The 25,736-nt window shown below is 48.5% G+C and carries 30 protein-coding genes, 1 tRNA gene and 1 pseudogene; 19 read left to right on the top strand and 13 right to left on the bottom strand.

Annotated features, from left to right (window positions below; translation table 11 throughout):
- Positions 1-43 precede the first annotated feature (43 nt).
- Positions 44-1,084 carry an adenosine deaminase gene (locus tag AC5JR3_RS21600; protein WP_495848636.1) on the bottom strand — a complete coding sequence of 347 codons (1,041 nt, stop codon included), beginning with the start codon at positions 1,082-1,084 and terminating at the stop codon, positions 44-46.
- Between the two features lie 239 nt (positions 1,085-1,323).
- Here AC5JR3_RS21600 and AC5JR3_RS21595 point away from each other — a divergent pair, with 239 nt between their 5' ends.
- The 7 genes and pseudogenes from AC5JR3_RS21595 to AC5JR3_RS21565 all read left to right on the top strand — a co-directional run bounded on the left by AC5JR3_RS21595 (position 1,324) and on the right by AC5JR3_RS21565 (position 6,293).
- Entirely contained in the window at positions 1,324-2,670 is a 1,347-nt protein-coding gene (locus AC5JR3_RS21595) for an adenylosuccinate synthase (protein ID WP_495848635.1), read from the top strand.
- Between the two features lie 193 nt (positions 2,671-2,863).
- Positions 2,864-3,535, top strand: coding sequence for a 50S ribosomal protein L25/general stress protein Ctc (locus tag AC5JR3_RS21590; protein ID WP_495848634.1), 672 nt, complete (start codon positions 2,864-2,866; stop codon positions 3,533-3,535).
- A 344-nt stretch (positions 3,536-3,879) separates the two neighbouring features.
- Entirely contained in the window at positions 3,880-4,320 is a 441-nt protein-coding gene (locus AC5JR3_RS21585; protein WP_495848633.1) for a GNAT family N-acetyltransferase, read from the top strand.
- A 112-nt stretch (positions 4,321-4,432) separates the two neighbouring features.
- Positions 4,433-4,712 (top strand): annotated as a pseudogene (locus AC5JR3_RS21580) (BrnT family toxin).
- Positions 4,675-4,950, top strand: coding sequence for a BrnA antitoxin family protein (locus tag AC5JR3_RS21575; protein WP_495848632.1), 276 nt, complete (start codon positions 4,675-4,677; stop codon positions 4,948-4,950). Before AC5JR3_RS21580 ends, AC5JR3_RS21575 begins: the two are co-directional and overlap by 38 nt.
- Positions 4,951-5,379: 429 nt before the next feature.
- Positions 5,380-5,931: a GNAT family N-acetyltransferase gene (locus AC5JR3_RS21570; protein ID WP_495848631.1), complete on the top strand. Its 552-nt coding sequence runs from the start codon at positions 5,380-5,382 to the stop codon at positions 5,929-5,931.
- Between the two features lie 125 nt (positions 5,932-6,056).
- The gene (locus AC5JR3_RS21565) at positions 6,057-6,293 is read left to right on the top strand and encodes a hypothetical protein (protein ID WP_495848630.1); all 237 of its coding nucleotides are present in this window, start codon (positions 6,057-6,059) and stop codon (positions 6,291-6,293) included.
- A 99-nt stretch (positions 6,294-6,392) separates the two neighbouring features.
- On the opposite strand, the gene AC5JR3_RS21560 is transcribed toward AC5JR3_RS21565, so the two are convergent.
- A complete protein-coding gene (locus tag AC5JR3_RS21560) occupies positions 6,393-6,986 on the bottom strand; it encodes a hypothetical protein (RefSeq protein WP_495848629.1) in 594 nt (197 codons plus the stop codon).
- A 63-nt stretch (positions 6,987-7,049) separates the two neighbouring features.
- Here AC5JR3_RS21560 and AC5JR3_RS21555 point away from each other — a divergent pair, with 63 nt between their 5' ends.
- From AC5JR3_RS21555 to AC5JR3_RS21520, 8 genes are all read left to right on the top strand, one after another.
- Positions 7,050-8,603, top strand: coding sequence for a bifunctional aminoglycoside phosphotransferase/ATP-binding protein (locus AC5JR3_RS21555; RefSeq protein ID WP_495848628.1), 1,554 nt, complete (start codon positions 7,050-7,052; stop codon positions 8,601-8,603).
- 42 nt (positions 8,604-8,645) lie between these two features.
- Positions 8,646-8,999, top strand: a complete 354-nt coding sequence (locus AC5JR3_RS21550) for a hypothetical protein (RefSeq protein WP_495848627.1) — start codon at positions 8,646-8,648, stop codon at positions 8,997-8,999.
- Positions 9,000-9,161: 162 nt separating this feature from the next.
- Positions 9,162-9,953 (top strand): YdcF family protein, encoded by a 792-nt coding sequence (locus AC5JR3_RS21545; protein ID WP_495848626.1) that lies wholly within the window; start codon positions 9,162-9,164, stop codon positions 9,951-9,953.
- Between the two features lie 70 nt (positions 9,954-10,023).
- Positions 10,024-10,251: a hypothetical protein gene (locus tag AC5JR3_RS21540; RefSeq protein WP_495848625.1), complete on the top strand. Its 228-nt coding sequence runs from the start codon at positions 10,024-10,026 to the stop codon at positions 10,249-10,251.
- Between the two features lie 19 nt (positions 10,252-10,270).
- On the top strand, positions 10,271-10,813 hold the full coding sequence (locus tag AC5JR3_RS21535) for a hypothetical protein (RefSeq protein ID WP_495848624.1): 543 nt from the start codon (positions 10,271-10,273) through the stop codon (positions 10,811-10,813).
- Entirely contained in the window at positions 10,803-11,483 is a 681-nt protein-coding gene (locus AC5JR3_RS21530; protein ID WP_495848623.1) for a C40 family peptidase, read from the top strand. Before AC5JR3_RS21535 ends, AC5JR3_RS21530 begins: the two co-directional genes overlap by 11 nt.
- Before the next feature lie 11 nt (positions 11,484-11,494).
- Positions 11,495-12,670, top strand: coding sequence for a fatty acid desaturase family protein (locus AC5JR3_RS21525; protein ID WP_495848622.1), 1,176 nt, complete (start codon positions 11,495-11,497; stop codon positions 12,668-12,670).
- 118 nt (positions 12,671-12,788) lie between these two features.
- Positions 12,789-14,033 (top strand): MFS transporter, encoded by a 1,245-nt coding sequence (locus AC5JR3_RS21520; protein ID WP_495848621.1) that lies wholly within the window; start codon positions 12,789-12,791, stop codon positions 14,031-14,033.
- A 59-nt stretch (positions 14,034-14,092) separates the two neighbouring features.
- Here the strand turns inward: AC5JR3_RS21520 and AC5JR3_RS21515 are convergent.
- Positions 14,093-14,166, bottom strand: a tRNA-Arg gene (locus AC5JR3_RS21515).
- A 34-nt stretch (positions 14,167-14,200) separates the two neighbouring features.
- Here AC5JR3_RS21515 and moaC point away from each other — a divergent pair.
- From moaC to AC5JR3_RS21500, 3 genes are all read left to right on the top strand, one after another.
- Positions 14,201-14,707 carry a cyclic pyranopterin monophosphate synthase MoaC gene (moaC, locus tag AC5JR3_RS21510; protein WP_495848620.1) on the top strand — a complete coding sequence of 169 codons (507 nt, stop codon included), beginning with the start codon at positions 14,201-14,203 and terminating at the stop codon, positions 14,705-14,707.
- A 128-nt stretch (positions 14,708-14,835) separates the two neighbouring features.
- Positions 14,836-15,105, top strand: coding sequence for a 2TM domain-containing protein (locus AC5JR3_RS21505; RefSeq protein ID WP_495848619.1), 270 nt, complete (start codon positions 14,836-14,838; stop codon positions 15,103-15,105).
- Between the two features lie 34 nt (positions 15,106-15,139).
- The gene (locus AC5JR3_RS21500) at positions 15,140-15,448 is read left to right on the top strand and encodes a DUF3181 family protein (protein WP_495848618.1); all 309 of its coding nucleotides are present in this window, start codon (positions 15,140-15,142) and stop codon (positions 15,446-15,448) included.
- Between the two features lie 123 nt (positions 15,449-15,571).
- Here the strand turns inward: AC5JR3_RS21500 and urtE are convergent, their stop codons facing one another.
- The 10 genes from urtE to holA all read right to left on the bottom strand — a co-directional run bounded on the left by urtE (position 15,572) and on the right by holA (position 24,865).
- Positions 15,572-16,273 (bottom strand): urea ABC transporter ATP-binding subunit UrtE, encoded by a 702-nt coding sequence (gene urtE / locus AC5JR3_RS21495; protein WP_495848617.1) that lies wholly within the window; start codon positions 16,271-16,273, stop codon positions 15,572-15,574.
- 387 nt (positions 16,274-16,660) lie between these two features.
- Complete coding sequence (gene urtD / locus AC5JR3_RS21490) at positions 16,661-17,419, bottom strand: urea ABC transporter ATP-binding protein UrtD (protein ID WP_495848616.1); 759 nt, start codon at positions 17,417-17,419, stop codon at positions 16,661-16,663.
- Positions 17,420-17,479: 60 nt separating this feature from the next.
- Complete coding sequence (gene urtC, locus AC5JR3_RS21485) at positions 17,480-18,637, bottom strand: urea ABC transporter permease subunit UrtC (RefSeq protein WP_495848725.1); 1,158 nt, start codon at positions 18,635-18,637, stop codon at positions 17,480-17,482.
- Positions 18,638-18,665: 28 nt separating this feature from the next.
- Positions 18,666-19,826, bottom strand: coding sequence for an urea ABC transporter permease subunit UrtB (gene urtB, locus AC5JR3_RS21480; protein ID WP_495848615.1), 1,161 nt, complete (start codon positions 19,824-19,826; stop codon positions 18,666-18,668).
- A gap of 78 nt (positions 19,827-19,904) precedes the next feature.
- Positions 19,905-21,218 (bottom strand): urea ABC transporter substrate-binding protein, encoded by a 1,314-nt coding sequence (gene urtA, locus AC5JR3_RS21475; RefSeq protein ID WP_495848614.1) that lies wholly within the window; start codon positions 21,216-21,218, stop codon positions 19,905-19,907.
- 218 nt (positions 21,219-21,436) lie between these two features.
- Positions 21,437-22,033 carry an urease accessory protein UreG gene (ureG, locus tag AC5JR3_RS21470; protein WP_495848613.1) on the bottom strand — a complete coding sequence of 199 codons (597 nt, stop codon included), beginning with the start codon at positions 22,031-22,033 and terminating at the stop codon, positions 21,437-21,439.
- A gap of 30 nt (positions 22,034-22,063) precedes the next feature.
- The gene (locus tag AC5JR3_RS21465; protein ID WP_495848612.1) at positions 22,064-22,762 is read right to left on the bottom strand and encodes an urease accessory protein UreF; all 699 of its coding nucleotides are present in this window, start codon (positions 22,760-22,762) and stop codon (positions 22,064-22,066) included.
- Between the two features lie 48 nt (positions 22,763-22,810).
- Complete coding sequence (gene ureE / locus AC5JR3_RS21460) at positions 22,811-23,248, bottom strand: urease accessory protein UreE (protein ID WP_495848611.1); 438 nt, start codon at positions 23,246-23,248, stop codon at positions 22,811-22,813.
- Positions 23,249-23,271: 23 nt separating this feature from the next.
- On the bottom strand, positions 23,272-23,751 hold the full coding sequence (locus AC5JR3_RS21455) for a DUF4168 domain-containing protein (RefSeq protein WP_495848610.1): 480 nt from the start codon (positions 23,749-23,751) through the stop codon (positions 23,272-23,274).
- A gap of 133 nt (positions 23,752-23,884) precedes the next feature.
- Entirely contained in the window at positions 23,885-24,865 is a 981-nt protein-coding gene (gene holA / locus AC5JR3_RS21450; RefSeq protein ID WP_495848609.1) for a DNA polymerase III subunit delta, read from the bottom strand.
- 25 nt (positions 24,866-24,890) lie between these two features.
- On the opposite strand from holA, the gene AC5JR3_RS21445 reads away from it, so the two are divergent.
- A complete protein-coding gene (locus tag AC5JR3_RS21445; protein WP_495848608.1) occupies positions 24,891-25,682 on the top strand; it encodes a DUF1868 domain-containing protein in 792 nt (263 codons plus the stop codon).
- Positions 25,683-25,736 lie beyond the last annotated feature (54 nt).

The raw sequence follows: 25,736 nt of genomic DNA, 5'->3' as shown, positions 1-25,736 counted from the left end.
GGCTTTCCCCTACCCGACGGATAGATATTTGCTGTAAGCCGCCTTATCTCGCCGCCACAGCCTCGGGGCGATCGCTTTGTAGCAAACCAGTCAGCAGGGAAGCAGGAGGCTGCTCGTAGGGCCAAGCGAAGGCATGGCGGAATGCCGCATTCTGACAAGCCTCTAGCTGCTCAAAGTCAATGATGTCTAAGGTCAGTAAGTTTTCGTACTCGAAGGGCAGACGGACGTTGTGCAGTCCCGCATTGTCTGTACAGATGGCGATATCCACACCCGCTTCAAAACAGCGGTCAAAAACGATCTTCAGTTGCTGCAAATCCTCTAACGTGCCTGTTTGGAGGTACGTAGTGGGGCAAACTTCCAGGCATTGCTGGCATTTTGCCACCTCTGGTAATAACTCTGGATACTGCAAGGGAATTTGGATACCGTGACCAATTCTCATCAGATAGGGGAGCAGTTCTGGGTAGCAGCCGTTGGAGGTTTCGTAGAGATGACCAGTGGTTTTAATGTTGAGCGATCGCGCATACTGATACAACTGCACAAACTCATCCAAACGCTCGGCAACATGGGCATCTCCCCCCGCTAAATCCACCGCGCAAACATACTCGCGATGTTGAGCCGCAAGGTCAACAATTGCCCGATTCACCTCATAAGGAAGGCGCGAGTGCATACACAGGATTTGGCTAGTCACGATCGGATACTCCGGAACCTGGCTAGCGCGTCCGACAATCTCCACAATCTCTGCCATCTGCTCAATGCGTTCAGATTGGCTTAACTTCTCTGAAGTCCGCAGGTAGGGAGTGTAGCGCAACTCTAAGTAAGCGAGATTTTCAAAAATATAAGCACCGCGTAGCAGTCGGTAAATAAAGTAAGGCAATGTTTGTGCTGTTTGGACACTTTCCACCAGCGTATGCAATTCTAAATATTCATCTAGAGTGTTTCGAGGACGGGTATAAAACTCCTCAAACTCCGAGTATTCAGGAAATCGGTGTGCTAAATCAGGGTTTTGGCGTTGAAAATATCGCCAAAGAATACGAGGCACAACCGATCCACCCAAATGACGATGCAGATCAGCGTATAAAGTCACAAGAATAAACCTCTTTTAATATCTTCAGGAGTTTTTGGTACTATTAGTTAGTCTGTGGAAGTAAGTTTTCCCAGTCGCTTATAGCCACTGGAAGTGCTGCAATGGCTCATTCACAGTACGCCTGTCACTAATGATCAGTGAGGAGCGTACGCAAAAATAAGTTGTCCACACGTTGACATCGGGAGCAAAAGCTGCCGATAATTTTCATTTGTGTAAACTTTAGCGCTTTTAATAAACCCTTGGCTAACGTCATTGTTATTGGTGCCCAATGGGGCGATGAAGGAAAAGGTAAAGTTACCGACTTACTCAGTCGTTCGGCAGATGTCGTCGTCCGTTACCAGGGTGGAGTCAATGCTGGACATACCGTTGTTGTTAAAGATCGAACCTTTAAGCTACACCTGATTCCTTCAGGGATTTTATACCCGGAGACTGAGTGCATTATTGGTTCTGGAACGGTCATTGACCCGCAGGTTTTGATCCAAGAACTGGATCAACTCAAAGCGCTGGGGATCTCCACGGACAACTTATTTATCTCAGACACTGCTCACGTTACGATGCCGTATCATCGTTTGATCGATAAGGCATCAGAAGAACGACGGGGAAATCATAAAATCGGCACGACAGGTCGAGGGATTGGCCCCACCTATGCCGACAAATCCGAGCGCATAGGGATTCGCATCTTAGATTTGATGGACCCCCAAGCGATCAAACAACAGTTGCACTGGACAGTCAACTACAAAAACGCCATTCTCGAAAAACTCTACAATCTACCACCCCTCGACCCAGAGGAGGTGATTTCTCAGTACTTGGAGTTTGCCGAGCGGCTACGTCCCCATGTAGTGGATTGTTCGCTGAAGATTTACGACGCGATTCAGCAGCGGCGCAACATTTTGTTTGAAGGAGCACAAGGAACGCTCCTCGACTTAGATCACGGCACCTATCCCTACGTCACCTCTTCTAACCCCGTAGCTGGTGGTGCTTGTGTCGGTGCTGGGGTCGGGCCAACGATGATCGACCGCGTGATTGGTGTGGCGAAGGCTTATACCACCCGCGTTGGGGAAGGGCCATTTCCCACAGAACTTGGCGATAAACTAGGAGAGTTGCTGTGCGATCGCGGAGCGGAATTTGGCACCACCACGGGTCGCCGCCGCCGCTGTGGTTGGTTTGATGCGGTCATCGGTCGTTACGCTGTCCGCATCAACGGTATCGACTGTCTAGCGATTACTAAATTGGATGTCTTAGATGAGCTAGACGAAATTAAGGTCTGTGTCGCCTATGAAATCGGTGAAAAACGCTGTCAGGATTTCCCTAGCAGCGCTCGCCTGTTTTCCCAGTGCCGACCGATTTACAAAACTCTGCCCGGTTGGCAACAATCGACGGCGGATTGTCGGTCTTTAGAAGACTTGCCGAAGCAGGCGTTGGACTATCTGAAGTTCCTGGCAGAGTTGATGGAAGTGCCGATTGCTCTTGTCTCCATAGGAGCTAGCCGCGACCAAACCATCATCGTAGAAGACCCCATCCACGGCCCTAAGCGAGCTTTGTTGGATGCTAATGGTACGCCTGTCGCCTCCTACAAGGCGTCATAAAGCCAGAAAGATGAAGGATAAAGTGTGAAAGATGAAACCAGTCATCTTCTGCTTGATCGATCATCTTTCAATCTTCAGTTGAGGCGCTGTCCGGTTTGAGACGGAAGAAAATTCTGTCTCAAAACGCAACAATTTCTAAAGCTAGCCGATAATAGCTTTCTGTCAACACTTATAAACCCTAAGAGCGATTGAGATGGACGTTACGATTGAATGTCAGAAAAGACCAGAAGGCAGCAAGCCGAGAGCGCTGCGTCGAGAGGGTCTAATTCCAGCGGTTCTTTACGGTCACAATGGCGTAGAATCCGTTGATTTGACTGTAAAAGCCAAAACTGCAGAAATTTTACTCAAAGATGCTTCAGTAAACAACACCCTGATTCAGGTAAATGTTCCTGACATTTCCTGGAGTGGCAAAGCTATCCTTCGGGAAGTACAGGCTCACCCCTGGAAACGTAAAATCTTGTACCACTTGAGCTTTTTCTCTGTAGCCTCTCAAGACAGCTTGGATGTTGTGGTACCCATTCACTACGTCGGAGAACCGGTGGGTGTCAAAGAGGGAGGCATTTTACAGCCTGTACTAACAGAACTTGCTATACAGTGTGCCCCGGATAACATTCCTGAGGTAATTGAAGTTGATGTCACCAACCTCAACGTGGGTGACAGCCTACAGTTGGAAAACATAACTTTACCCTCCGGCGTCACCTCCCAAATTGAACTAGAGCGCACTATTGTCACCATCGCAACTCCCCAAGTGGTAACAGAAGAACCCACCGAAGCCCTTAGCGATGAAGTGGCAGCCGCAATGGAAGCCTACTCTGGCGAGGAAGAAGCACCTCCCTCAGAAGCCGCTTCAGAATCAGAGTCATAAGATTTGCTAGCTATGCAATAGTTAAGTCAGGGATGCGTTGTCGTCCCTGGCTTTTTTTTTTGGAATTGGCGATCGCTTCCTATTTGGTCAACACAGTTGGCACATACTGAGGTCGTTTCGCTCGTGCTGAATCATTCTGCCTATCTACCCACTATGGGATCTTAGGCGGAAAGTTTCAGTCTATTAATAGTTATGCCGCAAGTCCTCGGTAAGGGCAGTCTTTCATCTTTTCTGTCAGTGTTTGGGGTTTAGTTTCATTTAGGTTATCTGTGAGACGGCACTTGAAGTTAAGGTGGGGGTAATCAGCGTTAAATTTAATCTGTCTTGAGTTTTGAGGACAAAGGATGGAAATCGTTCTAGCTCGATTTGAGCATCTTGAGGAAGTGTCGAATTTGTTTGATCAATATCGCGTTTTCTATAAGCAGTCCTCAGATCTTGAAGCTGCTACGAAGTTCATTCAGGAGCGTTTCCAAAAGAAAGATTCTACTCTCCTTATAGCGAGTGACGACGGGTACGTGGTTGGGTTTACCCAACTTTATTCCAGCTTTTCCTCAGTGTCGATGAAGCCTGTTTGGATTTTGAATGATTTATTCGTGGAGGAAACCTGCCGAGGGAAGGGCGTTGCAAAGTTGCTGATGAGTACAGCAGAAAATTTTGCACGAGAAACAGGAGCAGTCCGAATCATTTTAGCAACGCAAATTTCTAATATTGCAGCGCAATCTCTTTATGAATCGCTTGGGTATAGCAAAGATGAAGGGTTCTATCACTATGCGTTACGGTTATAGTGGCGGTGATTTGAAGTTAATCCTGCAACTAGGGAAAGGTAGTTCGCATTGTCTAAGTCACTGTAACGACGAACTGTAGTTACAATAAGCCAACTGTAGCGGTTGTTTGGTGATGGAGTTTGAATGGGATGAAGCAAAGCGCCTTGCCAATCTTCGCAAGCATGGGATTGATTTTATTGACGTTCTAGCAGTGTTTGATGGAGACACGGTGATCGTCGAGGACGAGCGCTACAGTTATGGGGAACAGCGTTTTGTCACATTTATTTGGTTTGTTGCAAGGGCGCGTTATTGCTGTTGTCCATACAGAGCGTGAGGATTGTACCCGTATTATTTCTGCAAGAAAAGCGACGAAATATGAACAACGAGTCTACTTCGAGCAACTCTCAAACTGATTGGCAACGACTGGATGCCATGACTGATGAAGACATTGATTTATCAGATTGCCCAGAGATTACGCCGGAAATGTTTGCCAAGGCAGTGGTGCGACGGGGTTTACCTGTAGCAAAAGCCAAAACTCAAGTTACGCTCCGCATTGACAGCGATGTATTAGAGTGGTTTAAGTCTCAAGGGCAGGGCTATCAAACACAGATCAATCAATTGCTACGAGCTTATATGGAAGCACATCAATAATAATAGGCTTAGTTGGTGTTGCGTTTGAAGGTGAGATTAGTTGCGGCGGCATAACAATTCAAATGCAGCGGACGTTTCTAAACCACTGGTGGTGTGTTTAAGCCTCATCGTCGCCGCTCAATAGTGGTGGTTCAGCCTTAGTTAATACTGAGAATGGAATGCAGCTAATTGGAGTTAGCTCTAGAGGTCGTTATAAAAGTATTGTTAGAACGATTTTTGATCGGCAAGGGCGTTATGGTTGGCAGGAGTATTATATTCGTGTTTCAAAAATGTATAGCTGGATTAATCAAGTAATTAATGAAAGCAGTTAGTCTGCCTTGCCTAACATAGCCCATGCACACCGACCGCCAAAAGCTGATCAGTTGTGGTGTAAAAGTTATCTGTGTCTGGTGATTGGGAACGTTAGGCGGCTGGCAAAAGGATAAAAGAATGACATCAATGCAGAGTAAGAATCTACATTTCGAGCCACTCACTGCTGCCCATGCTGACGATCTCTTTGCTGTTCTGACTACACCCTCCGTCCTCGCCTTTATTGATCCAACAGGAAAACCACCAACCTTAGAGGAACTCAGAGCAGAATATGCTGCTCGTGCGAGTGGGCCAGTGAATCTGATAACGCCCACCGAGAAATGGTTCAACGTGGCAGTACACTTGAAAGCTGATTCCTCTAAAGCGATCGGTCGGCTTGAGGCGACAAGGTACAGCAAGTGGGGTGAGGTAGCCTACTTATTAGGTGAAGCGTGGTGGGGAAAGGGATTGGCATTCGAGGCGATGCATTGGTGGCATGATTACCTTGAAGCGGTTGTACCAGGAACCCAGTGGTGGGCTACAGTACATCCAGCGAACCAGAGGAGCATCCGGCTCCTGACACGTCTTAAGTACGAGGAGGTAGACTCGAGTAGGCGACCGAAACTCCAATCCTATGATTTAGGAGATCGCTGCTTCATTCGTTCTGATCATGTTAAAGAACATACCGCCTAACAATCCCGTTGCACACCGACCGTGTCTATACAGTCGGTTGTCCGAAAGGTTTTAGCGGCGGGTGATGGGCAACGTTGGGCTGCTTTTCCTTATCTGTGAGACGGCACTTAAATTGCTTCTGTTGAGTGCCAAAAGCGATCGGTATGCCCGAAGATGTGATTGAGGATTTGAGGCGAGTAGCACCATTACTTGGTTTTTCTGGGTATCAGCCTTTAGCGCGTGCATATATTGGGCAAGGATTGCGGGCTGACTTGGAGCGTTTAGAAGGCGATACGGTGTTTGCATTGATTGCAAGTCTAAAGCGTCATGGTGTCAGTGATGAAGTGATTCAAGAGGCACTAGGCGAAGTGACTGGGCATTAGTATAGGTTGGGGTTGCAGCTAGCATCCCAACAACCCCAACGCAGCGGACAGACAAAAGTCTACTGATGCTGAGTTTGAGGTTTCTTTTCTAACAAGCAATCACTCAATAACAATATCTCTAGCTATTTCAATAACTCTTTCAATAGGTAAATCACTTGCTACGGTAATGATTAAACCACGTCTTTGAAAAGCTACCTGGCTAGGTGTTCTACTACCTTGAATACACCCATAACCATTAGCAATAGCTTCAGCTTCACTAGTGGGGGAATCGCAATTCACCATGACTGTAACGGGTGTTCCATCAGTAAGACGCACTCGATTATTACCATGCACAAATCTTAAACTGATGCCTGGAGTAATAATTAGGGAAACGGTAATTACGAAAACAGTGTGTCCACTTCCTCGGTAACGAACACTCGATATCACTTGGTAGCTAACTGAATTGGGGGAAGGTGTAAAGTTTTCTAATTGAGGGCTAACATTATCACGAGGAGACCAAATAGCAACCTCTTCTGCTATGTCAGATGGTGGATTCGCTAATCGAGCAGATGGAAGACCTTCGCTACCAGGAATTCTTTCATCTCGTTGAACTACAACGTAATCTGTTGTCTCATCAGGTACAAGTCGAGGAACAACTCTAGCTATCCCTTGATTCCGATTATCTCCACTATTTTGGGCAATTTCAGAAGCCATTGCTACACCGCTAAGCACAAAAACTGGGGTGAGAACGAGTGGAAAGAGCCGTAGTATAAACATATGACAAATACAGGAATTCCGCCTTTAATCCAGCAGATGATGCAGCCGGGGTTTTATCCTCATGCGGTGACAGAACCGATTCAGATGATGCAGACCCATGTGTCTTACGTGTTGCTCACGGGAGACTATGCCTACAAAGTGAAGAAAACGGTGAATTTTGGCTTTCTGGATTATTCCACTGTGGAGGCACGGCAACACTTTTGCTTAGAAGAAATTCGCCTTAATCAGCGGACTGCACCAGAAATCTATCTGGAAGTATTGCCGATTGTACAGGTAGGCGATCGCTTTCAACTAGGAACGGCAGGGGCTGAAAACCCTGTGGAGTACCTCTTGAAAATGCGTGCCTTTAATCAAGATGACCTCTTGAGCTGTCGGTTTGAGCAGGGGAAGCTGACAGAAGCCGAGATGGAGGAGTTGGGGCGGGTGGTTGCCCAATTCCACGCCAAGGCTCACAGGGATGATTACATCCGTAGCTTTGGGCAAGTTGCGAAAGTGCGAGAAGCCCTTGATGAGAACTACCAACAGACGCAGAAGTATATCGGTAGTGCCCAAACGCGCCAGCAGTACGAAGAAACACAAGCGTTTACCGATGAGTTTTTTGCCAATCGGCAAGCCCTTTTAAATAGCCGGATTGAAAATAACTGGATTCGGGAATGCCACGGCGACTTGCACCTACGAAATATTTCTCTGTGGCAGGGCAAAATTACGCTATTTGACTGCATTGAGTTTAATGAGCCATTCCGATTTGTCGATGTGATGTACGATGTGGCGTTTATGGTAATGGATTTGGAGGTTAGGGAAAGCCTCGACTTTGCCAATGCGTTTTTGAATAGCTATGTGGAGCAAACTGGCGACTGGGAAGGGTTGCAGGTGTTGCCGTTGTACCTGTCTCGACAGGCATATGTGCGGGCGAAAGTGACTTCTTTCTTGTTAGATGACCCGGCGGTGCCAGAAGCCGCTAAAGAAGAAGCCGCAGCAACGGCGGCTAGTTACTACAAGCTGGCATGGCAATATACACAACCTCAAAATGGTCAGCTAATCTTGATGTCCGGGTTGTCCGGTTCTGGGAAGACTACTGTAGCAAGAAAAATTGCCCGCAGACTTAGAGCGATTCACCTACGCTCCGATGCCGTGCGGAAGCATCTGGGAGGGGTGGGGTTAGAGCAGCCGGGTGGTGCTGACTTGTACACAGCCGAAATGAGTCAAAAAACCTACGATCGCTTACTAGAGCTGGGGATAACTTTGGCAAGTCAAGGCTTCTCGGTGATTTTGGATGCTAAGTACGACCGCTCTGAGTTGAGAGGAAACGCGATCGCCAAAGCCCAATCCCACGACCTACCGATTAAAATCGTTCACTGTACAGCCCCCCTAGAAGTATTACGCGATCGCCTATCAAAACGTACTGGCGATGTCTCAGATGCCACCCCAGAGTTAGTGGCTCAACAACAAGCCACCGCTGAACCGTTTTCCGAGATAGAACAACCCTTGGTTATTGCTCTGGATACAACACAAGACTGGCAATCTCAATTAGACAAGCTAATTACTAACAATTAAAAAACATTTAGTTATTAACTAATTCTTCGTGACCTTCTAGAAATGAGCAATAAAGAGGGCAATAAAGTCAGATTAATCCCTTCAGCCGATGGGATTTCAGCCGGGTTGCAAATCTGGTTGTTTTTCTTGTTCAGCTTTGTTTTGCTCCGGTACTCCATACCCCTAAGTATCTTCATGGGAGCCGTTGCCGGATTGGCTGGAGGGTGGATTGTTACCTGGTTAAAAAGCAAGGACAGACCAAGAAAGCTCGCCTCTGGAGAGATAGAAGAACCAGAAGAAAATTCACGAAAAGTAAGAGGGCTTCGTCTCGCCAAAGAGCAACGAGATATCAAAGCCAAAAAGCGCAATCAGCGTTTGATGGTTCCTCCTAGCTGGTTTTCTAGAAAGAAGAAATAACGCTGCTAATGGCTAATCCCCAGTTCACTGTCATAGAGATGAGGGGATAAGGGGATGAAGAGATGAGGAGATGAGGAGATGAGGGGATGGGTGAATTTATTAACTAAGATAGCTGTTTACTTCTAACCTAAGCACCCTTCATACTTCATACTTCATCCTTCTATGTTCCTCTTTCTCTCTAAGCTACTACCTCTATTTTTCTACCCCCTAGGGCTAGCTTGCGTACTGCTATTAGTCGCGTTCGTGTTGTCGTGGAAACGCTCTCGCTGGGTACCTTTGCCCATCGTCTTAGCGTTGGTTGTTTTGTTGGTAGCGGGGAATGGTTGGGCAAGTAATGCCTTAGTGCGATCGCTGGAATGGCAGCACATCCCCAAAGGAGAACTTCCCAACGCTGAGGCAATTGTGATTTTGGGAGGGGCAACGAAATCACAACTGCCTCCCAGACCAGGGGTAGATTTGAGTGAAGAAGGCGATCGCGTTTTTTATGGTGCCCAACTCTATCGTGAAGGCAAAGCACCGATTGTCATTGCCTCTGGAGGGCGAATTAGCTGGCGCGGTAGCGGGTCTTCGGAGTCAGCAGATATGGCGGAGATTTTGCAAGTGTTGGGAGTGCCTACCTCGGCAATTGTGCAAGACCCTACCTCTTTGAATACTTATCAAAATGCCGTTAATGTGAAGCGAATTCTCACAGAGCAAGGTATCCGACGGGTATTACTTGTCACATCTGCCATGCACATGCCGCGATCGCTAATGATTTTTCAGCGTCAGGGAATTGAGGCGATCCCCGCGCCCACTGACTTTTTAGTGAGCGAACAAGATGTCGAAGAATCCGATAGGAGCAGGGAAGCAACGCTCTTAAATCTCCTCCCTGACGCAGAGCGACTGCAAAGAACAACCCGCGCTTTAAAAGAGTATGTCGGTACAGCCGTCTATCGTTTGCGGGGATGGCTCTAGTTGAAGTATGAAGGGTGAAGTATGAAGGATGAAAAGAGTGCTGAGTGCTGAGTGCTGAGAAGGATAAAGTATGAAAGGTAAGAGGTTAGAGGTTACCGTTTCACCTTATCACCTCATCACCGGGCTACGCCCCGAATCGCTAACATCACCTCATCTCCCCATCCCTCTATCTTCCCTGCTCCCAGAGGCGAATGCCCTTGTCTCTACATTCTCTCCTACTCAGGACTCAGGACTCAGGACTCAGGACTCAGGACTTAGGACTCACCGACTAAAGATTGAGTTATTTTATGGGGAATAAAAGGCTTCTTATTCTTAGGATGTTACGCAAATTATTCTCAGAAAAGCGGGTTCAGATTTGCACCTTTGTGGCTCTGGCGTCGGGATTGTTTGGAGCTTACCTCGGTGGGCAAATGAATGTCATTGCTCGTACCCAGCAGTGCCAAGATCTTATAAAGCTAAAGCTACCGGGCAAAGAAAGACTTTGCAGAATCGGGGTAACGCCCCTTGCCCTCTGGCAGGGTAGTACCAGCGGTTTATGGGTGGGAGTGGTGTTGGGAGCTTTTGTGGGGGGAGTCGTGACTCGCGAGCAAACCCTTCAAACTCCTGAGGAGGAGGCGGCTTCGCTGTCACCAAAAGAGCGGGAAGTGTTGCAGCGAGCGTTGCTACCTTTAGCAATGAAGTCATTGGAACCCGTAGGCGAGGGGGAACTAGACTTTCCTCTCCTCAAGGAGCCGGAAGCACTAAAAAAGCTAACGCGATCGCAAGTTAGTCAGTTACTATTAGCACTGGGTTTTTCCGATTCCGCCATTGAGGCGGTATGGCAGGAAGTGACGGTAGCAAGGATGAACGATGAAGGATGAAATTAATAGGGGTGAGTACCAGTGTGAAGCTCATCTTGATCTGTATGATTCGCCTAGTTGCCAGTCTCTCGCTACGCAAGCTGCAACTGGGCGTCACTTACAGGTGCTATCAACGCTAAACAAAGACGCGATAGAAGTGCGCTTGTGTGAAGACGGTTACTCAGCTTGGTTGCCAATGCCAGACTTGGACAAGCTAACGTTAGCCCAAACAACTTATCAAGCGATCGCTCTTACCCGAACAGAGATTCACCCGCGTCTCCCTGACGTTATTGCCTTTACCCAAAATGCCAGCAAAGTACCTAACTATTACCTTTGGGGTGGCACTGTTAGCCCAAATTACGATTGTTCTGGGTTAATGCAAGCCGCTTTTGCCGCTTCTGGGATTTGGCTACCCAGAGACTCTTATCAACAGGCAGATTTCACTGAGTCTATCAGCGTTGAAGAACTGCAACCGGGAGATTTAGTCTTCTTTGCCAGCGACCAAAAAGTTAACCACGTCGGGCTATATTTGGGAAACCATTGCTATATTCACAGTTCTGGTAAAGATAAGGGACGCAACGGCATCGCCATTGATCGCCTTTCAACTCAAGGAGATGCGATCGCTAGGGCTTATTACCAGCAACTGCACTCTTGCGGTCGAGTCGTGGCAAACTATCAACTTAATCAATAGCCAAGGAGCCAATGATACAAGAGCAAGAGCTTCAAGGAAGCCCTGAGTACTACTCACGGCTTCCGGTAGAACCTGTCAAGAAACTGAAATTTAGCAAGAACAATGCTTTTCAAGTTGAGCTGCGGCGGCGCGTCGATGCCTTCTTCCGAAACACTGGGCGAAGGGAACGGGACTGCGTGCAGATGTATGTGAAGACAGCCATTCTGCTGCTGGGTTTCGCCGCATTCTATTTGTTGTTGGTGTTCTTTGCCCAAACATGGTGGCAGGCTCTGCCCCTGTCCATCCTCCTGGGTCTAGTAGCGGCAGGAATCGGTTTCAACATTCAGCATGACGGCGGACATCAGGCTTATTCAAATATCCCCTGGGTTAATCAGCTCATGGGGATGACCATAGAACTGATCGGCGGCAGTTACTACAACTGGCGCTGGCAGCATACTGTGTTCCATCACATCTATGTCAACATCACGGAGCATGACACCGACCTCGACATCGGCATCTTCGGTCGGCTAACCCCACATCAACAGTGGAGACCGTTTCATCAATGGCAGCACTATTACCTCTGGCTGTTGTACGGGTTGATGGGGATCAAGTGGCAACTTTATGATGATTTCCACAGTGTCCTAACTAAACAGATGGGCGACCATCAGTATCCACGCCCTCAGGGGTGGGATTTAGTAATTTTTCTAGGTGGGAAAGCAACCTTCCTCTCCTTGGTCTTTGGGATTCCCCTGTTTTTCCATCCCATCTGGGTCGTCCTAGTATTCTATGGAGTAGCGGCGAGCGTGTTTGGTGTGGTGTTGAGCATTGTCTTTCAATTAGCCCACGCCGTTGAAGAAGCGGAGTTCCCTCTACCCCAGAAGGACACCGGGCGGATCGATAACGATTGGGCGATGCATCAAGTCGAAACCACTGTGAACTTTTCCCGCTACAACCCTGTAATCACATGGTTCCTCGGCGGACTCAACTTTCAGGTTGAACATCACCTTTTTCCCCGGATTTGCCACGTCAATTACCCAGCCATTTCGCAGTTGGTGGAGGAAACCTGCCAGGAATTTGGGGTGAAATACATAGAGCACAAGTCCTTCTGGGCAGGTGTGGTTTCCCATTTTCGTTGGTTGCGCCGCATGGGGATGAAGAATTTTGACCCTACTCAACATCTAGTCTCAAGGACTAAGCTTGGTGCGTAAGCTCTGATCCCTGGAGAGAACACCAATCTATCGGGTGAGGGCAGTCGTCGCAGATAATGTTAAGAATAGTAACTAGGAACGACAACCTGCTTAACATTCTGTAAGGTGCCTAGGGTTTGTGAAGATATTTAGCACGCTTGAACCAGAACAACGTAAAAACCTCCAGGTTTTGTTTATTACGGGTCTACTGTTTTGGTCAAGCTTGGCTTCGCTGCTGCCAACGTTACCCCAATACATTGAGGATATTGGGGGAACGACGCAGCAGGTGGGAATTGTCATGGGCTGCTTTGCCATCGGTTTGTTGCTGTTTAGAACAAAGCTGGGGCATATTGCTGACCACCGCAGCCGTCAACTGGTTGTAATCATTGGCACAATTGTTGCCGCGATCGCGCCGATTGGCTACTTATTTGTGCAGTCGATTCCTTTATTGATGCTACTGCGGGCATTTCATGGCATTAGTATTGCGGCATTTACCACCGGTTACAGTGCCCTGGTTGTGGATTTGTCCCCGATGCGCCAACGGGGTGAATTAATTGGCTACATGAGTCTGGTGACTCCAATTGGGATGGCAGTGGGGCCAGCCTTGGGTGGATTTCTCCAAGAAGGGTTAGGCTACAGGGCATTGTTTCTCTGTTCCGGGGGACTGGGGTTGCTGGGGACATGCTTTGCCCAGCGCATTCAGGAACCAAAAGTTATTCGTGATACCAACATCGTGACGCCCCAACCAAAGTTGAGGGATCTTTGGAACTTAGTAAATAGTCCTCGCCTGCGGATTCCGGCAGTAGTTCTGATGCTGGTTGGGTTAGCCTTCGGGGCGATCAGTACGTTTGTGGCGTTGTTTATTCGAGAAACCGGGGCAGATTTGAATGCGGGGTGGTTTTTTACTGCCGCTGCGATCGCTAGTTTTAGTATGCGCTTAGTTGCAGGTCGCTCATCGGATCGTTACGGACGAGGAATCTTCATCACAGGTAGCTTGGTTTGTTATGCCTTAGCGATGTTGATGTTGTCCCAAGCTCAAAATCCGCAAATGTTTCTACTAGCAGGCTTCATAGAAGGCGCGGGAGCGGGGACATTACTACCGATGATGGTTGCCTTGATTTCTGACCGCTCAGCCGCCAGTGAACGGGGCATGGTCTATTCTGTGGCAATTGGGGGGTTTGATGTGGGAATTGCGATCGCCGGCCCTGTCTTCGGTTCCTTTGCTGGCTTTTTGGGCTACCGGGGCATCTTTATTCTCACCGCCAGCCTTGGGTTTCTCGCCTTGATCGTCTTCCTTACCCAGTCCAGCAAGAGCCTCTATCACTCCTTCCGCTTTGCCACCGGACGCGAACGAGACATCTACGCCTTAGATAAAAGCTTCTAGAACCAACAAAAAAGGCAAAAGAAAAAACTCCTTTGCCTTTTTGTATTTTACGGTTTGGACGGGCTAGGAGGGATTCGAACCCCCGACACCGTGGTCCGTAGCCACGTGCTCTAGTCCACTGAGCTACAAGCCCTTGACGAATATTTATAGTAGCATAGACGACTCAAATGTCAAAGAATCCTCCCAAAAATTCTTCCCAACCACAGCTAACCCACCTGAATAGCGAGGGTCAAGCCCAGATGGTGGACGTTTCTGACAAAGCAGTGACCAAGCGTCAAGCCGTCGCCGCCGCCCAAGTGCGGATGCTGCCAGAAACCTTCGCCGCGATCGCCGCCGGGAATGCTCCCAAGGGCGATGTCCTCGGTACCGCAAAGCTAGCCGGGATTATGGCAGCCAAGCAGACTTCGCAACTGATTCCCCTGTGCCATCCCCTACCGATTCATCAAGTCGAAGTACAGCTAACACCTGACCCCCAGTTACCGGGATACCAAATTCAAGCCTCCGTCACCACCAAAGCAGAAACAGGGGTAGAGATGGAGGCGTTGACGGCTGTATCTGTTGCAGCACTGACGTTGTACGACATGGCGAAGGGACTAGAGAAGTCAATTCAAATTGAATCGATTCGGCTAGTGAGTAAAAGTGGCGGTAAATCGGGGGATTATGTCAGTTGTTGAGGATACCGCCTTAAAATGAAGGTAGCTCAATAGCTTACTGAGGTTGAGAGTGAGTTCAGTCCAGTGATTTTATTAAAGCTGGGAACTCATACCTCTACAAAACTGACCACTGACGACTGACAAATTTTATGCCTCCTCGTTGGCCCCGCAAACCCGATCGCGCAGACCCCGATTATCGCCGCTTAGATGACCGGATGAACTTTGCTATACATGTGGCAATATTTGCCCTGTTTAATTCTGGCATGTGGTTTTTTAGAACCCTAAAGTATGCCGACTGGCAATGGTCTTATTTAATGACAGGCATATGGGGCGCAATCCTTTTGGGTCACGCCATCTATGTTTTTGCGATCGCTGATTATTCTCCCCTACCTGCCAAAGATACAGGGACGAAGAAATAAACCGACATTATCTCAATAAAAATGGTGAAGTCCTATGGTTAACCAAATCCCTACCGAAGCAATCGAAAAACTCGCCGCTGAGATTGGTCAAAATATTTACATGGATATTGCCAAATGGCATCTCTATTTGTCTGATGCCCACTTAGCTGTCGCGATCGCAGAACGCGTCTATCCGATGCTCAGTAGTGGCAGTCTAGACGAAAGCAAAGTGCTAGAGATGCTCGGAGATATCCCAGTCTCCCTAGGTGGTGGTAAGCGAGAAGTTCCTTTAATCGATATGCTACCCACACGCTGCCAGGTAAACTTGATCGATCTTCTCGAAGAGTATCAACGAAATATGTAGCCTCAAGGGGGCTGGGGAGAAATTTCCAGCCCTCTTCCTTTCTCCTGTCCTAACCAAACTAGCGATCGCTACACAGCAAAGTTCTGAGTGTTGCAGAGCGATGCGGAGCGACTACGAGGCATCTTACACCGCCAAAAACTTCTGAATCACATCCTGACTCAACTCGCTTGTTGAACCCGAAGCCACAATCCCGCCTTTTTGCATCGCGTAATACTTATCCGCTTGTCGGACAAAGTGCAGGTGCTGTTCAACTAATAAAACAGAAATCCCAGTTGATTCCACAATGCCACGGACAGCGGCTTCGATTTCCAGGATGATTGAAGGTTGAATCCCTTCCGTGGGTTCATCCAGAACGAGTAAGCGGGGTTTTCCCATTAAGGCGCGGGCGATCGCTAACTGCTGTTGTTGTCCGCCACTCAAGTCACCCCCCATCCGCGACAGCATTGATTTTAAGACAGGAAACAGCGCAAAAATTTCATCAGGGATTTCCATCTTGCCGTTTCTTCCACTGCGACGCGCCTCTAAACCCAGCCATAAATTTTCCTTTACCGTCAAGCGAGGAATAATCTCTCGCCCTTGAGGAACATACCCAATTCCCATTCTTGCCCGTTGATCAGGGGATTTGTTGGCAATCGATTCCCCAGCAAAAGCGATCGCCCCTGTGCGGGCTTTAAGTAGCCCCATAATAGCTTTGAGGAGTGTTGTTTTGCCGACACCGTTGCGCCCGATGAGGCACACCATTTGTCCTGCGGGTACGTTTAGATCGACATTGCGGAGAATATGACTTTCGCCGTAGTAAACATTTAAATCAGAAATTTGCAGCATGAGTAAAGATGGGGATAGGGCTAAGTTCAAAAGCGATCGCTCTATCGGTTGGAGCTATTATTTGTACCTCAGTTGAATGTTTTTACAGACTTGCCAAGAGCCAAACTAAGGGAGTACTTTTCTTGTGGGTGAGAACAATCGATTTCCGTTAACGCTCATAGAGAGTTTGAGTCTTTTATTTCTGCTGCTGTCTCCAGGACTGGTAGTAATCTATTCTCTAGTTATCAGTTTTCCAACACTTTGGCTGTGGAACTGGTTAATGCCAGATATTTTTGGGTTGCCGCAGATTTCCTGGCTTCAGGCGCTGGGTCTATGTCTTTTAGCAAAATTGCTATTTCCTCTTCCTCCCAGTCCTCAGTAGCCGTCTCTAGAACGCTGTTTTCATCTCTAAGGAAGTGAAGTTTCTAAGGGTTCGCCGAGGTAAACTTCAATCACGCGCGGATCGTTTTGGACTTCTTCGATAGTGCCTTCACACAGCACAGAACCTTCGTGCAATACAGTTACTTTCCGGGCAATCTGGCGCACGAACTCCATATCGTGTTCGATGACTAAGATCGAGTGACTTTCTGCCAGCGCGAGGAGGAGATTGCCGACATTTTCCGTTTCTTCATCTGTCAACCCCGCCACAGGTTCATCGATGAGTAACAAGTCTGGCGACTGGGCGACTAACATGCCAATTTCTAAACGTTGCTTTTCGCCGTGAGAAAGTAAAGCCGCCGGAAAATCAGCCTTCACCTCTAAGCCAACAGTTTCTAGCAATCCTACAACCCGGCGGCGATCGCTAGATGATGGACGCTCAAACAACGTAGCAAAGACATTTTTATGGCGGGTGCAGGCTAAATCTAGATTTTCCCGCACCGTCAGATTCAAATACACTCGCGGCGTCTGGAACTTGCGCCCAATTCCCAAACGAGAAATTTCGTCTTCCGGTAAGCGTCGGAGATTGCGCCCCTTAAACAACACCCGCCCCTGAGTCGGCTGCACCTTCCCAGTAATCGCATCCAGAAACGTCGTTTTCCCCGCCCCATTCGGCCCAATCACCACCCGCAACTCCCCAACATCCATACTGAAGTTCAGGTCATTGAGCGCCTTAAACCCATCAAAACTAACCGTTACATGCTCTGTTTCTAAAATTTTCCCCTTCAAATCCCCCGCCCTCTCTTCTCTGTTCTCAGTGTCCTCTGCGTGCGTGTAGTTCGTTAACTTCTAACGCTCCAACTCCTCACGTTCCCGCTGCACCTCCGGGTCTTCCTCCAAACTGGGGTAAGTAATAACCTGCCTGCGACCTGCAAAAAGCGATCGCCCCCATTCCATCCCCTGAGATCGGCACCAGCCAACTATTCCATCCGGTAGCACCGTCACCACAATTAAAAACAGCGCCCCCTGGAAAAACAGCCAACTTTCCGCATAATCCTCACTCAAACGAGTTCTGGCAAAATTTACCACCAGCGCCCCTAAAATCGCTCCGACAAGCGTGCCACGACCGCCCACAGCTACCCAAATCACCATCTCAATCGAAAAAGCAATATCCATCGCTTTGGGGGAAATGATGCCCGTTTGCAGCGTAAACATTGCTCCGGCAATCCCAGCTAATGCCGCCGAAATCGCAAACACCAAAACCTTAAATCCGGTGGGATTGTAGCCTGTAAAACGCACCCGGCTTTCGTCATCGCGAATCGCCACCAGCAACCGCCCAAAGCGCCCTCTGGTCAGCCAACGAGACAATGCATAAGCAGCGATTAAAAGCAATACCGTTACGGTGTAAAAAATAAACTGGCTTTGCGAGGCATTCACATCTGCCCCTAATAAGGTTTTGTAGTTAGTTAACCCGTTAGTGCCGTTGAAGAGTTTTTGCTGACCGTTGAAGAAGTTGAAAAAAACAATGACGGCAGCTTGAGTGAGGATGGAAAAGTAAACGCCTTTGATGCGGTTGCGGAAGACCAGATAGCCTAGCACTCCCCCCAATAAGGCAGGAATAAAGATAACGGCAACAGCAGCAAAGCCGAAGGAATCAAACGGCTTCCAAAACCAGGGCAGTTCCGTCACCCCGTAAAGACCCATAAATTCTGGTAAGCTACCTGCTTCCAAAGGCGACAGTTGCAGGTGCATGGCGAGGGCGTACCCACCCAAGGCAAAGAAGATGCCATGACCGAGACTGAGTAACCCGGTGTAGCCCCAGATTAAGTCAATACCCAGTGCCGCGATCGCCAGCGCCAAAAATCGCCCCAACAACGTCAGGCGAAAGCCAGACAAGACGAGGGGCATCACCACGATCAGGATCAGCGCGATCGCGATAACTATCCCCACTTCCAGCCCTAAGCGCTGCTTTTCCCTGCCTTTGACTTCTAGTACTGCATCTTTCATGCGATCGCCTTTGAGCAACGTTTGAATCCTACGCATCAATCGTGCGCCCCTTCTGCGGGAAAATGCCTCCCGGTCGTACTTGCAAGAACGCAATGATTAACGCAAACACCATCACCTTTGCCATACTCGTTGTTGCAAAAAAGGAGAAAAAAGCGGCTAATGGCTGTACAGAGGCAAACATCAGCGCCAGTATCCCAGAACCGAGCACATAGTTCACCGTCCCAATGGTTAACGCCGCCACAATCGTGCCTGTTAACTTTCCCACACCGCCGACGACCACCACCATAAAGGCATCAACAATGTAGTTCTGACCCGTATTTGGGCTAACCGAACCGAGCAAACTAATCGCACACCCTGCCACCCCTGCCAAACCAGAACCCAAGGCAAAGGTCAACGCATCCACCTTTTGAGTCGGAATGCCTAGGCAAGCACTCATACTGCGGTTTTGCATCACTGCCCGAATCCGCAACCCCCAAGGGGATTTTTGCAGGAACAGGTAAATCCCAATCACGCAAAGGATAGTCAGCCCAATGATAAATAGCCGCACGTAGGATAGTTGAGAGCCTGCCACAGGTACCCCTCCCCGCAGCCAACCCGGTGCGGTGACAGACACGCCCTGAGCGCCAAACCAGAGCTGAGTAATAGTTGGCTTGTATAGCTCACTCAAAAAAGACCCAGTCGTCAGAGCAATGCCCAGAGATAGGGGCAAAATAATCGCGATCGCCCAACCGCGAATCCGGGCAAAATCGGCGCGGCGAGACAAAATCTTCAGCGCCCCAAAAAACAGCAGGCAAAAAACAGCAATGTTAATCACCATCACCCAGTTCACGCTGCGAATAAACTGCTGCAAAATTAGGCTCACGCCCCACGTTGCCAACAGAGTTTCTAAAGGGCGTCCGTATAAAAAGCGAATTACTCCCCTTTCCAAAATCAACCCCACCAATGCCGCCACCAGAAACGCGATCGGCAAGGCAAAAATAATATAAACCTCAAACCACGGTTCACCCAGCAGCCGAAAGCCATTTTGCACCACGAAGGTGGTATAAGCGCCGAGCATCATCAACTCGCCATGGGCTAGGTTAATCACACCCATTAACCCAAAAACAATCGCTAGACCCAGCGCCGCGATTAATAAAACCGTACCAATGCTAATACCGCCCAAAAGAGCGTCCAGTAATCCCGCTAACAAAATTTTTCTCCTATAAGCAGGGAAAAGTTTTGAGTTGTGAATTGGGGAACTCAAACTTCACAACTCTTACCCTGATTCCTAAGCCTTCGTCTTGTATCTGCCACCCTTTGTAGGGTCAGACCAGTCGCAGGCATATCCCTTAGTCTCAGCAACGAACTGATTCCAGGGCACGGGTTCTACTGCTTTATCCGTAGAGTAGACAATCTCAAATAAGCCGTCGTCCCGAACTTCACCAATCCGCACGACTTTTGCTAAGTGGTGATTATTATCCAGCGTTACGGTTCCCTCTGGGGCTTCAAAGGTTTGACCCATAGCTGCCTTGCGTACGGCTTCAATATCCGTCGTTCCCGCTTTTTCTACTGCCTGCTTCCACAGATAAACGGCAATGTAGGCGGCTTCCATGGGGTCGTTTGTCACCCGGTCTTCGCCGTACTCTTTTTGAAACGCCTCAACAAACTTTTTGTTTTCCGGCGTATCTACCGTCATGAAGTAGTTCCAAGCCGCGTAGTGACCTTTGAGATATTCTGGCCCAATTGCCCGCACTTCTTCCTCGGCAATGCTCACTGACATCACAGGGTACTTATCTGGCCCTAAACCTGCCCCTTGCAACTGCTTGAAGAAGGCAACATTGCTATCACCGTTGAGGGTGTTGTAAATGACGCCGCCATTGGGGAGGGCAGCGCGAATTTTAGTGATAATTGGCGTTACTTCCGTGCTACCCAGGGGTAAGTAGTCTTCGCCAACAGTTTTGCCGCCTTTTGCTTCTAATTGCGCTTTGATAATTGTATTAGCCGTACGGGGGAAAACGTAGTCAGAGCCAACTAAGAAAAATTCTTTACCTTTGTTTTCTAACAACCAATCCACTGACGGTTCGATTTGCTGGTTTGGGGCAGCCCCGGTGTAAAAGATGTTCTGAGAGCATTCTTGCCCTTCGTACTGCACGGGATACCAAAGCATGTGTTTGTTTTCTTCAAACACAGGTAGCATCGCCTTGCGGCTAGCAGAAGTCCAGCCGCCAAAGATCACTGGAACTTGGTCTTGATCGATCAGTTTTCTGGCTTTTTCTGCAAAGGTCGGCCAGTCTGAGGCACCATCTTCAACAATTGCTTCAACTTGCTTGCCTAAGACGCCGCCGGATTCGTTAATTTCTTTAATTGCTAGCTTTTCAGCATCGACGACGCTCTTTTCACTAATTGCCATCGTGCCGCTGAGGGAGTGGAGAATCCCTACTTTTACGGTGTCTCCACTGCCACCTGCTGAAGCAGTAGGAGCAGTTGAATCTACTGATGTTGTGGTTTGCTCGTTGCTAGTACAAGCTTTTAACAACAGGCTTGTTCCCAATGCTGCGGAGCCGTAGAGTAGAAACTTTCGTCGCCCTAGTCGCCTTGCCATGCTTTCCTCTCGCCGTTTCAAAAATCAGACTCCTGGGATAGAGACAAACCCAGTAAGCTGTGATGTTAGAGCGAGTATCGACCGCAAATTGTATCAAGGCATACAATTCCTTGCTGGGTGGCGTCATGGCTGACTTATGCCAATTGTGAAAGTTTCCCTGTTTTGAGGTTTAGAACATCTTTAGTATAAAAACTCCGTCCCCACAGAGCCTTATAGTTTCAGCCCATGTGAAGTTTAATAAAGTCAACAACGGTTAACAGCCCTTGCTGAGTTTTTAAATTTGTAAAGACAAAGGGTTTATGCCCACGCATTTTTTGGGTGTCGCGTTCCATTACTCCTAAGTCAGCACCGACTTGCGGCGCTAGGTCAATTTTGTTGATCACAAGTAAATCAGACTTAGTGATTCCGGGCCCGCCTTTGCGGGGAATTTTATCGCCAGCGGCAACATCAATGACGTAAAGGGTGAGATCGACGAGTTCTGGGCTAAAGGTGGCGGCGAGGTTGTCGCCGCCGCTTTCGAGAAAAACTAAGTCTAAATCGGTAAATTTCTGTTCTAGCTGTTCGATGGCGGCTAGGTTCATTGAGGCATCTTCGCGAATGGCGGTATGGGGGCAACCTCCGGTTTCGACACCAAGAATGCGATCGCCATCTAATGCCTGAGAGCGTACCAAAAACTGTGCGTCTTCTTGGGTATAAATATCATTCGTTACCACCGCAATCTGATGTTGCGATCGCAATGCCTTACACAAGGCATCTAATAAAGCTGTTTTCCCTGATCCCACTGGGCCTGCAATCCCAACCCGAAATGCACTCATAAATTAACCATCATCCCTCAAGCAAGCAGTCTAACTCCGAAATAAGCGGGTGTACTGGGTTTCGTGTGCCATGCTAGCGATCGCTAATCCCCAGCCACAGCTACCAAGAACCTCATCGTCTAGCAATAAGACCTCTTCAGCAGCCTGGCTAAGGTCAGCATAGAGATTCAGGAGTAACTTCTGACCTGCGGTTTGACCGAGGGGTATAAGTTTAACTCCCGCACTAACTAAATTAGATGTCCAGCTATGGAGATAACCCAGTACCGCTGTATGGAGGTCAATCTGCCAGTGGGCAGCAGCAATGCCAAAGGCGATCGCATAATTACAAGGAGAACCCACTGCCGTCGCTATCGGTTGCAGAGAAGGCTGTAAATCGATTAGTAATCGCATCAACGAGCGACCCATCTGCCAGCTTTGCGATCGCAATTCTGCCGTTTCTCTAGCTGCCGAAGCCCAGTCATTCCAGTATCCCAACCCTGCCAAATCTTCACAGGCTAAACTGCGATAGCTACGCACCATCACCGCTGCTTCTAGGCGAACTGCTCCAACGCGCAGTTCTCGTTCTAGCCAATGCCGGAGCGTCTTTTCTCCCTCGACTACCCCCCTCTCCACCAGCATCTCCAGCCCCTCAGAATAGCTGTAAGCCCCTACAGGTAACGCCGGACTCGCAAGCTGTAAAAGATGTAACAGCGGGCGGTCAGTATTAAGTCCTGAGGGGGGATGAGTCATGAGTCATGAGCCACTAGTTTTTTCGTCCCATCTGTTGCCGAACAAAACCTAATGGCTTTGTTCATAAGCCCCTGCTTCCGGTTGAAAGGGTAAGACTGCCTCTTGCACCTGTACGCCTAATTGTTCCAGCATTGCCTTGAGAACTGGATCGGGGGATAAGCGAAGATAGCCTGAGGCGACTTCCAAGGGGACATGGCGATTCCCTAGATGGTAGGCTGCCCGTAGTAAATGTAAAGGGGAATTTGCTGTGACGACGATTACATGCTCAGGTTTGGCAGTAATCTGAACCACCGCATCGCCTGTCTCTGATTGGAGAAAATCGCCATCCCGCAGCACCGTTCCTCTAGGGAGACGCAAAAAAAACACTTGATCACCTGGCATCTCGAAACGATGGCGACTGCGAGTTCGTTCTTCTGCTGTAAGAGCAAGGCTAAAACTGACTGGACGCTCAGGAATAGCCTCCAAGCGTTGGGTGAAAGTCAGCATTACTCTGTAATCTCGTGATGACGTTAGCGTTGGAGACGAATCAATTCATTTTGAATTCGTCGCTCTAAAGTGGGGTTAGATTGAATGGTCTGAGTCATGGCATTAAACCGAGCAATGGTGAAGCCGTTGCTTTCAACAATGCGTTTTGACTGGTTGCAGTAGTTTGTGGCAATTCCCTGAGCGTCTCTAGGAAGGGCACGCAAACTGTCTTCCTGGCTGCATATAATGTTGGGAACTGGTCTAGAACCTTGAATTTTTTTGATTTCGTTATAGGCAGCTTGGCGGAGCGGCTCCATTAACAAAACGGCTCTAGCATAGTTGGTTGCCTCTTCGTTACTAATATCTTGAGCGTAAGCAGAAACCCCAGTCACAAAAGATGCCGAGTCCTTCGATATCCCAGGGGTGAGTCCAGAGAGTAGACCCATTGCCGTCAAAGCACCGATAATCAGAGAACGAGAGAAGATTTTATTCAATTGAGGATGAGAACAGTTAAGAGTCATCATGGCGATCGGATACGACCAAAAACGAGAAACAATTGCCCAAATGGGCTTAGTTTGCTCTGAACTATTTTAAGGAGCAGAAGTTCCTCAGCCGTCAGTATTCATCAGTCACTAGTCATTAGTCAAGAACAATTATTTACTGGCAAATTTGGCACAGTTGTATTACCAAAGATTGCAGAGTGGATAAGGGGTCTGCGCCTCTCTTGAGAGAGACTTCTAACTCTAGCATGATCGGGAGAGTAGCCATGAGTTGCTGTAATGATAGCGACTGGACTTCACTGCGGAGAAAGTAGATTCGTTTGGGGTTACTAACTTCCGCCGCCGTCGCGATCGCTTTTTCATCTCGCTCTCCTGTACTCACCATGAGTTTCACCCAAAGCCAGGTACGAAATTGCCCAATTAAGGTGGCGACAATCTTTAAAGCTGGTTCGTTTTTATTAATCAAGTCCTGTACTAACTCTAAGGATGCTGCTATTTTGCCTTCCCGAATTGCCGAGGCTAGCTGCAAGCTATTTTGAGTATTGGTCATGACTAACATCGCAATCTCCTGTTGATCAAGAGGTTTTTGAGACGTCACCGCAAACAGCCGCAATTTTTCCAGCTCATTAAATAACTGCCGCGTATCGTTACCAACGGCGGCGGCTAAAAACTCACTTCCCCTCGCTGTCAGCCGCACCCCAACCTCTTGAGAGGCTTGCTGAACGCGCCGTGCAAGTTGGTCGGTCTTCCAGGGAGGAATTAAGGCAAATTCGCGGATATGACCATGTTTTTGCAGCAGTTTAGTAGATTTTAAGCGTCCATCGGGTCGTCGCGTGGCGGTAAAGAGTAACACCGTGTCATCAGGAATTTCTGGGAAAGTCTGTTCTAGTTGTGCCAACAGATCCTCACTGCACTGCTGGCAAATGGTTGTATCTACCAGCCACACCAAGCGTCCTCCCATACCGAAGGGAGGTGTCATTGCTTGATTTAGCGCCTGGATTAACGCATCTGGTTGATCGGGAAAAATTTTGTCATAGTTAAAGCTAGCCCAGTTGGGGTCAAGGGTTTTATCGATAAGTTCCTTGACAGCTTGCGTGATTACGAAGTGATCTTCTCCCCAATAGAGGTAAATTGTCATAAGGGATAATGAGGCGATCTAAGAATTGGACGAGACGTATCAAACTTATTTAAATCGGGTGGCACGCTTAACTAGACCAGCAAGCTATCAAGCTCAGCTACAGAATATCCAGCGGTCACCCAAGTTTAAGCGTGATGAAACAGGCACAATACAGGCGGTGTCTTTTCCTGGCTACAGCGTAGTCACACCCCCTTGGGAGGAAGAACCCGAAAATTCTGCATTTTACAAGCGCTTGGAGCGTTGCCAACAGCAACTGATAGAGCCGCTAGACAAGGGGCTGCTTGTGACAGTCCCTCCTGAGAGCTTCCATTTAACTCTAGCTGACTTGATTTGGGATAGTGCCTATCGCGATGTTCAAACCAAAAATCCAGAGTTTGAGCCACAGCTACGCAGTGTCATTGATCAAAGCTTTCAGCAGTACAACCAGAAGACTTCTGAGGGGAAACCGATTCTGTGGCAGTTGCTGGGATTTATGATTAGACCCCGCGCGATCGCGGTTTGTTTGATTCCCCAGGATGAAGACTCCTACCAGCGAATTTTAAAATTGCGGCGGGCGATTTATCAAAACACCAGTTTGATAGCTTTGGGGGTCGAACAGCAGTATCACTTTACGGCTCATATCACCCTGGGATACTTTGGTGATGTTTCGGCAGAAGAGGTGAATCGCGATCGCCTCTCTAATATCCTCTCAGACCTCAGTATGCAATGGCTTGAAGCAGACGAACCTAGCCTGCTGATTACCCGTGCAGAACTGCGGAAGTTTGACGATATGACCCGCTACTATCGCCAACCAGAATGGCCCGCTATACAGCTATGAAGTATGAAGGGTGAAGTATGAAGGGTGAAGGGTGAAGGGTGAAGGGTGAAGGGT

The sequence above is a fragment of the Kastovskya adunca genome, assembly GCF_059505785.1.
Note: the sequence above shows the minus strand (reverse complement) of the source record. Positions and strands in the feature narration are given on the sequence as shown.

Coding starts and splice junctions, on each gene's coding strand:
- urtE (WP_495848617.1), bottom strand. CDS start 16,273: ATGCTGCAAATTTCTGATTTAAATGTTTACTACGGCGAAAGTCATATT.
- moaC (WP_495848620.1), top strand. CDS start 14,201: ATGTCAAAGAATCCTCCCAAAAATTCTTCCCAACCACAGCTAACCCAC.
- AC5JR3_RS21575 (WP_495848632.1), top strand. CDS start 4,675: ATGAACAACGAGTCTACTTCGAGCAACTCTCAAACTGATTGGCAACGA.
- holA (WP_495848609.1), bottom strand. CDS start 24,865: ATGACAATTTACCTCTATTGGGGAGAAGATCACTTCGTAATCACGCAA.
- AC5JR3_RS21550 (WP_495848627.1), top strand. CDS start 8,646: ATGAGCAATAAAGAGGGCAATAAAGTCAGATTAATCCCTTCAGCCGAT.
- AC5JR3_RS21555 (WP_495848628.1), top strand. CDS start 7,050: ATGACAAATACAGGAATTCCGCCTTTAATCCAGCAGATGATGCAGCCG.
- AC5JR3_RS21545 (WP_495848626.1), top strand. CDS start 9,162: ATGTTCCTCTTTCTCTCTAAGCTACTACCTCTATTTTTCTACCCCCTA.
- AC5JR3_RS21540 (WP_495848625.1), top strand. CDS start 10,024: ATGAAAGGTAAGAGGTTAGAGGTTACCGTTTCACCTTATCACCTCATC.
- AC5JR3_RS21585 (WP_495848633.1), top strand. CDS start 3,880: ATGGAAATCGTTCTAGCTCGATTTGAGCATCTTGAGGAAGTGTCGAAT.
- AC5JR3_RS21455 (WP_495848610.1), bottom strand. CDS start 23,751: ATGATGACTCTTAACTGTTCTCATCCTCAATTGAATAAAATCTTCTCT.
- ureE (WP_495848611.1), bottom strand. CDS start 23,248: ATGCTGACTTTCACCCAACGCTTGGAGGCTATTCCTGAGCGTCCAGTC.
- AC5JR3_RS21590 (WP_495848634.1), top strand. CDS start 2,864: ATGGACGTTACGATTGAATGTCAGAAAAGACCAGAAGGCAGCAAGCCG.
- ureG (WP_495848613.1), bottom strand. CDS start 22,033: ATGAGTGCATTTCGGGTTGGGATTGCAGGCCCAGTGGGATCAGGGAAA.
- AC5JR3_RS21525 (WP_495848622.1), top strand. CDS start 11,495: ATGATACAAGAGCAAGAGCTTCAAGGAAGCCCTGAGTACTACTCACGG.
- AC5JR3_RS21570 (WP_495848631.1), top strand. CDS start 5,380: ATGACATCAATGCAGAGTAAGAATCTACATTTCGAGCCACTCACTGCT.
- AC5JR3_RS21530 (WP_495848623.1), top strand. CDS start 10,803: ATGAAGGATGAAATTAATAGGGGTGAGTACCAGTGTGAAGCTCATCTT.
- AC5JR3_RS21505 (WP_495848619.1), top strand. CDS start 14,836: ATGCCTCCTCGTTGGCCCCGCAAACCCGATCGCGCAGACCCCGATTAT.
- urtC (WP_495848725.1), bottom strand. CDS start 18,637: ATGAAAGATGCAGTACTAGAAGTCAAAGGCAGGGAAAAGCAGCGCTTA.
- AC5JR3_RS21465 (WP_495848612.1), bottom strand. CDS start 22,762: ATGACTCATCCCCCCTCAGGACTTAATACTGACCGCCCGCTGTTACAT.
- AC5JR3_RS21535 (WP_495848624.1), top strand. CDS start 10,271: ATGTTACGCAAATTATTCTCAGAAAAGCGGGTTCAGATTTGCACCTTT.
- AC5JR3_RS21560 (WP_495848629.1), bottom strand. CDS start 6,986: ATGGCTTCTGAAATTGCCCAAAATAGTGGAGATAATCGGAATCAAGGG.
- AC5JR3_RS21500 (WP_495848618.1), top strand. CDS start 15,140: ATGGTTAACCAAATCCCTACCGAAGCAATCGAAAAACTCGCCGCTGAG.
- urtA (WP_495848614.1), bottom strand. CDS start 21,218: ATGGCAAGGCGACTAGGGCGACGAAAGTTTCTACTCTACGGCTCCGCA.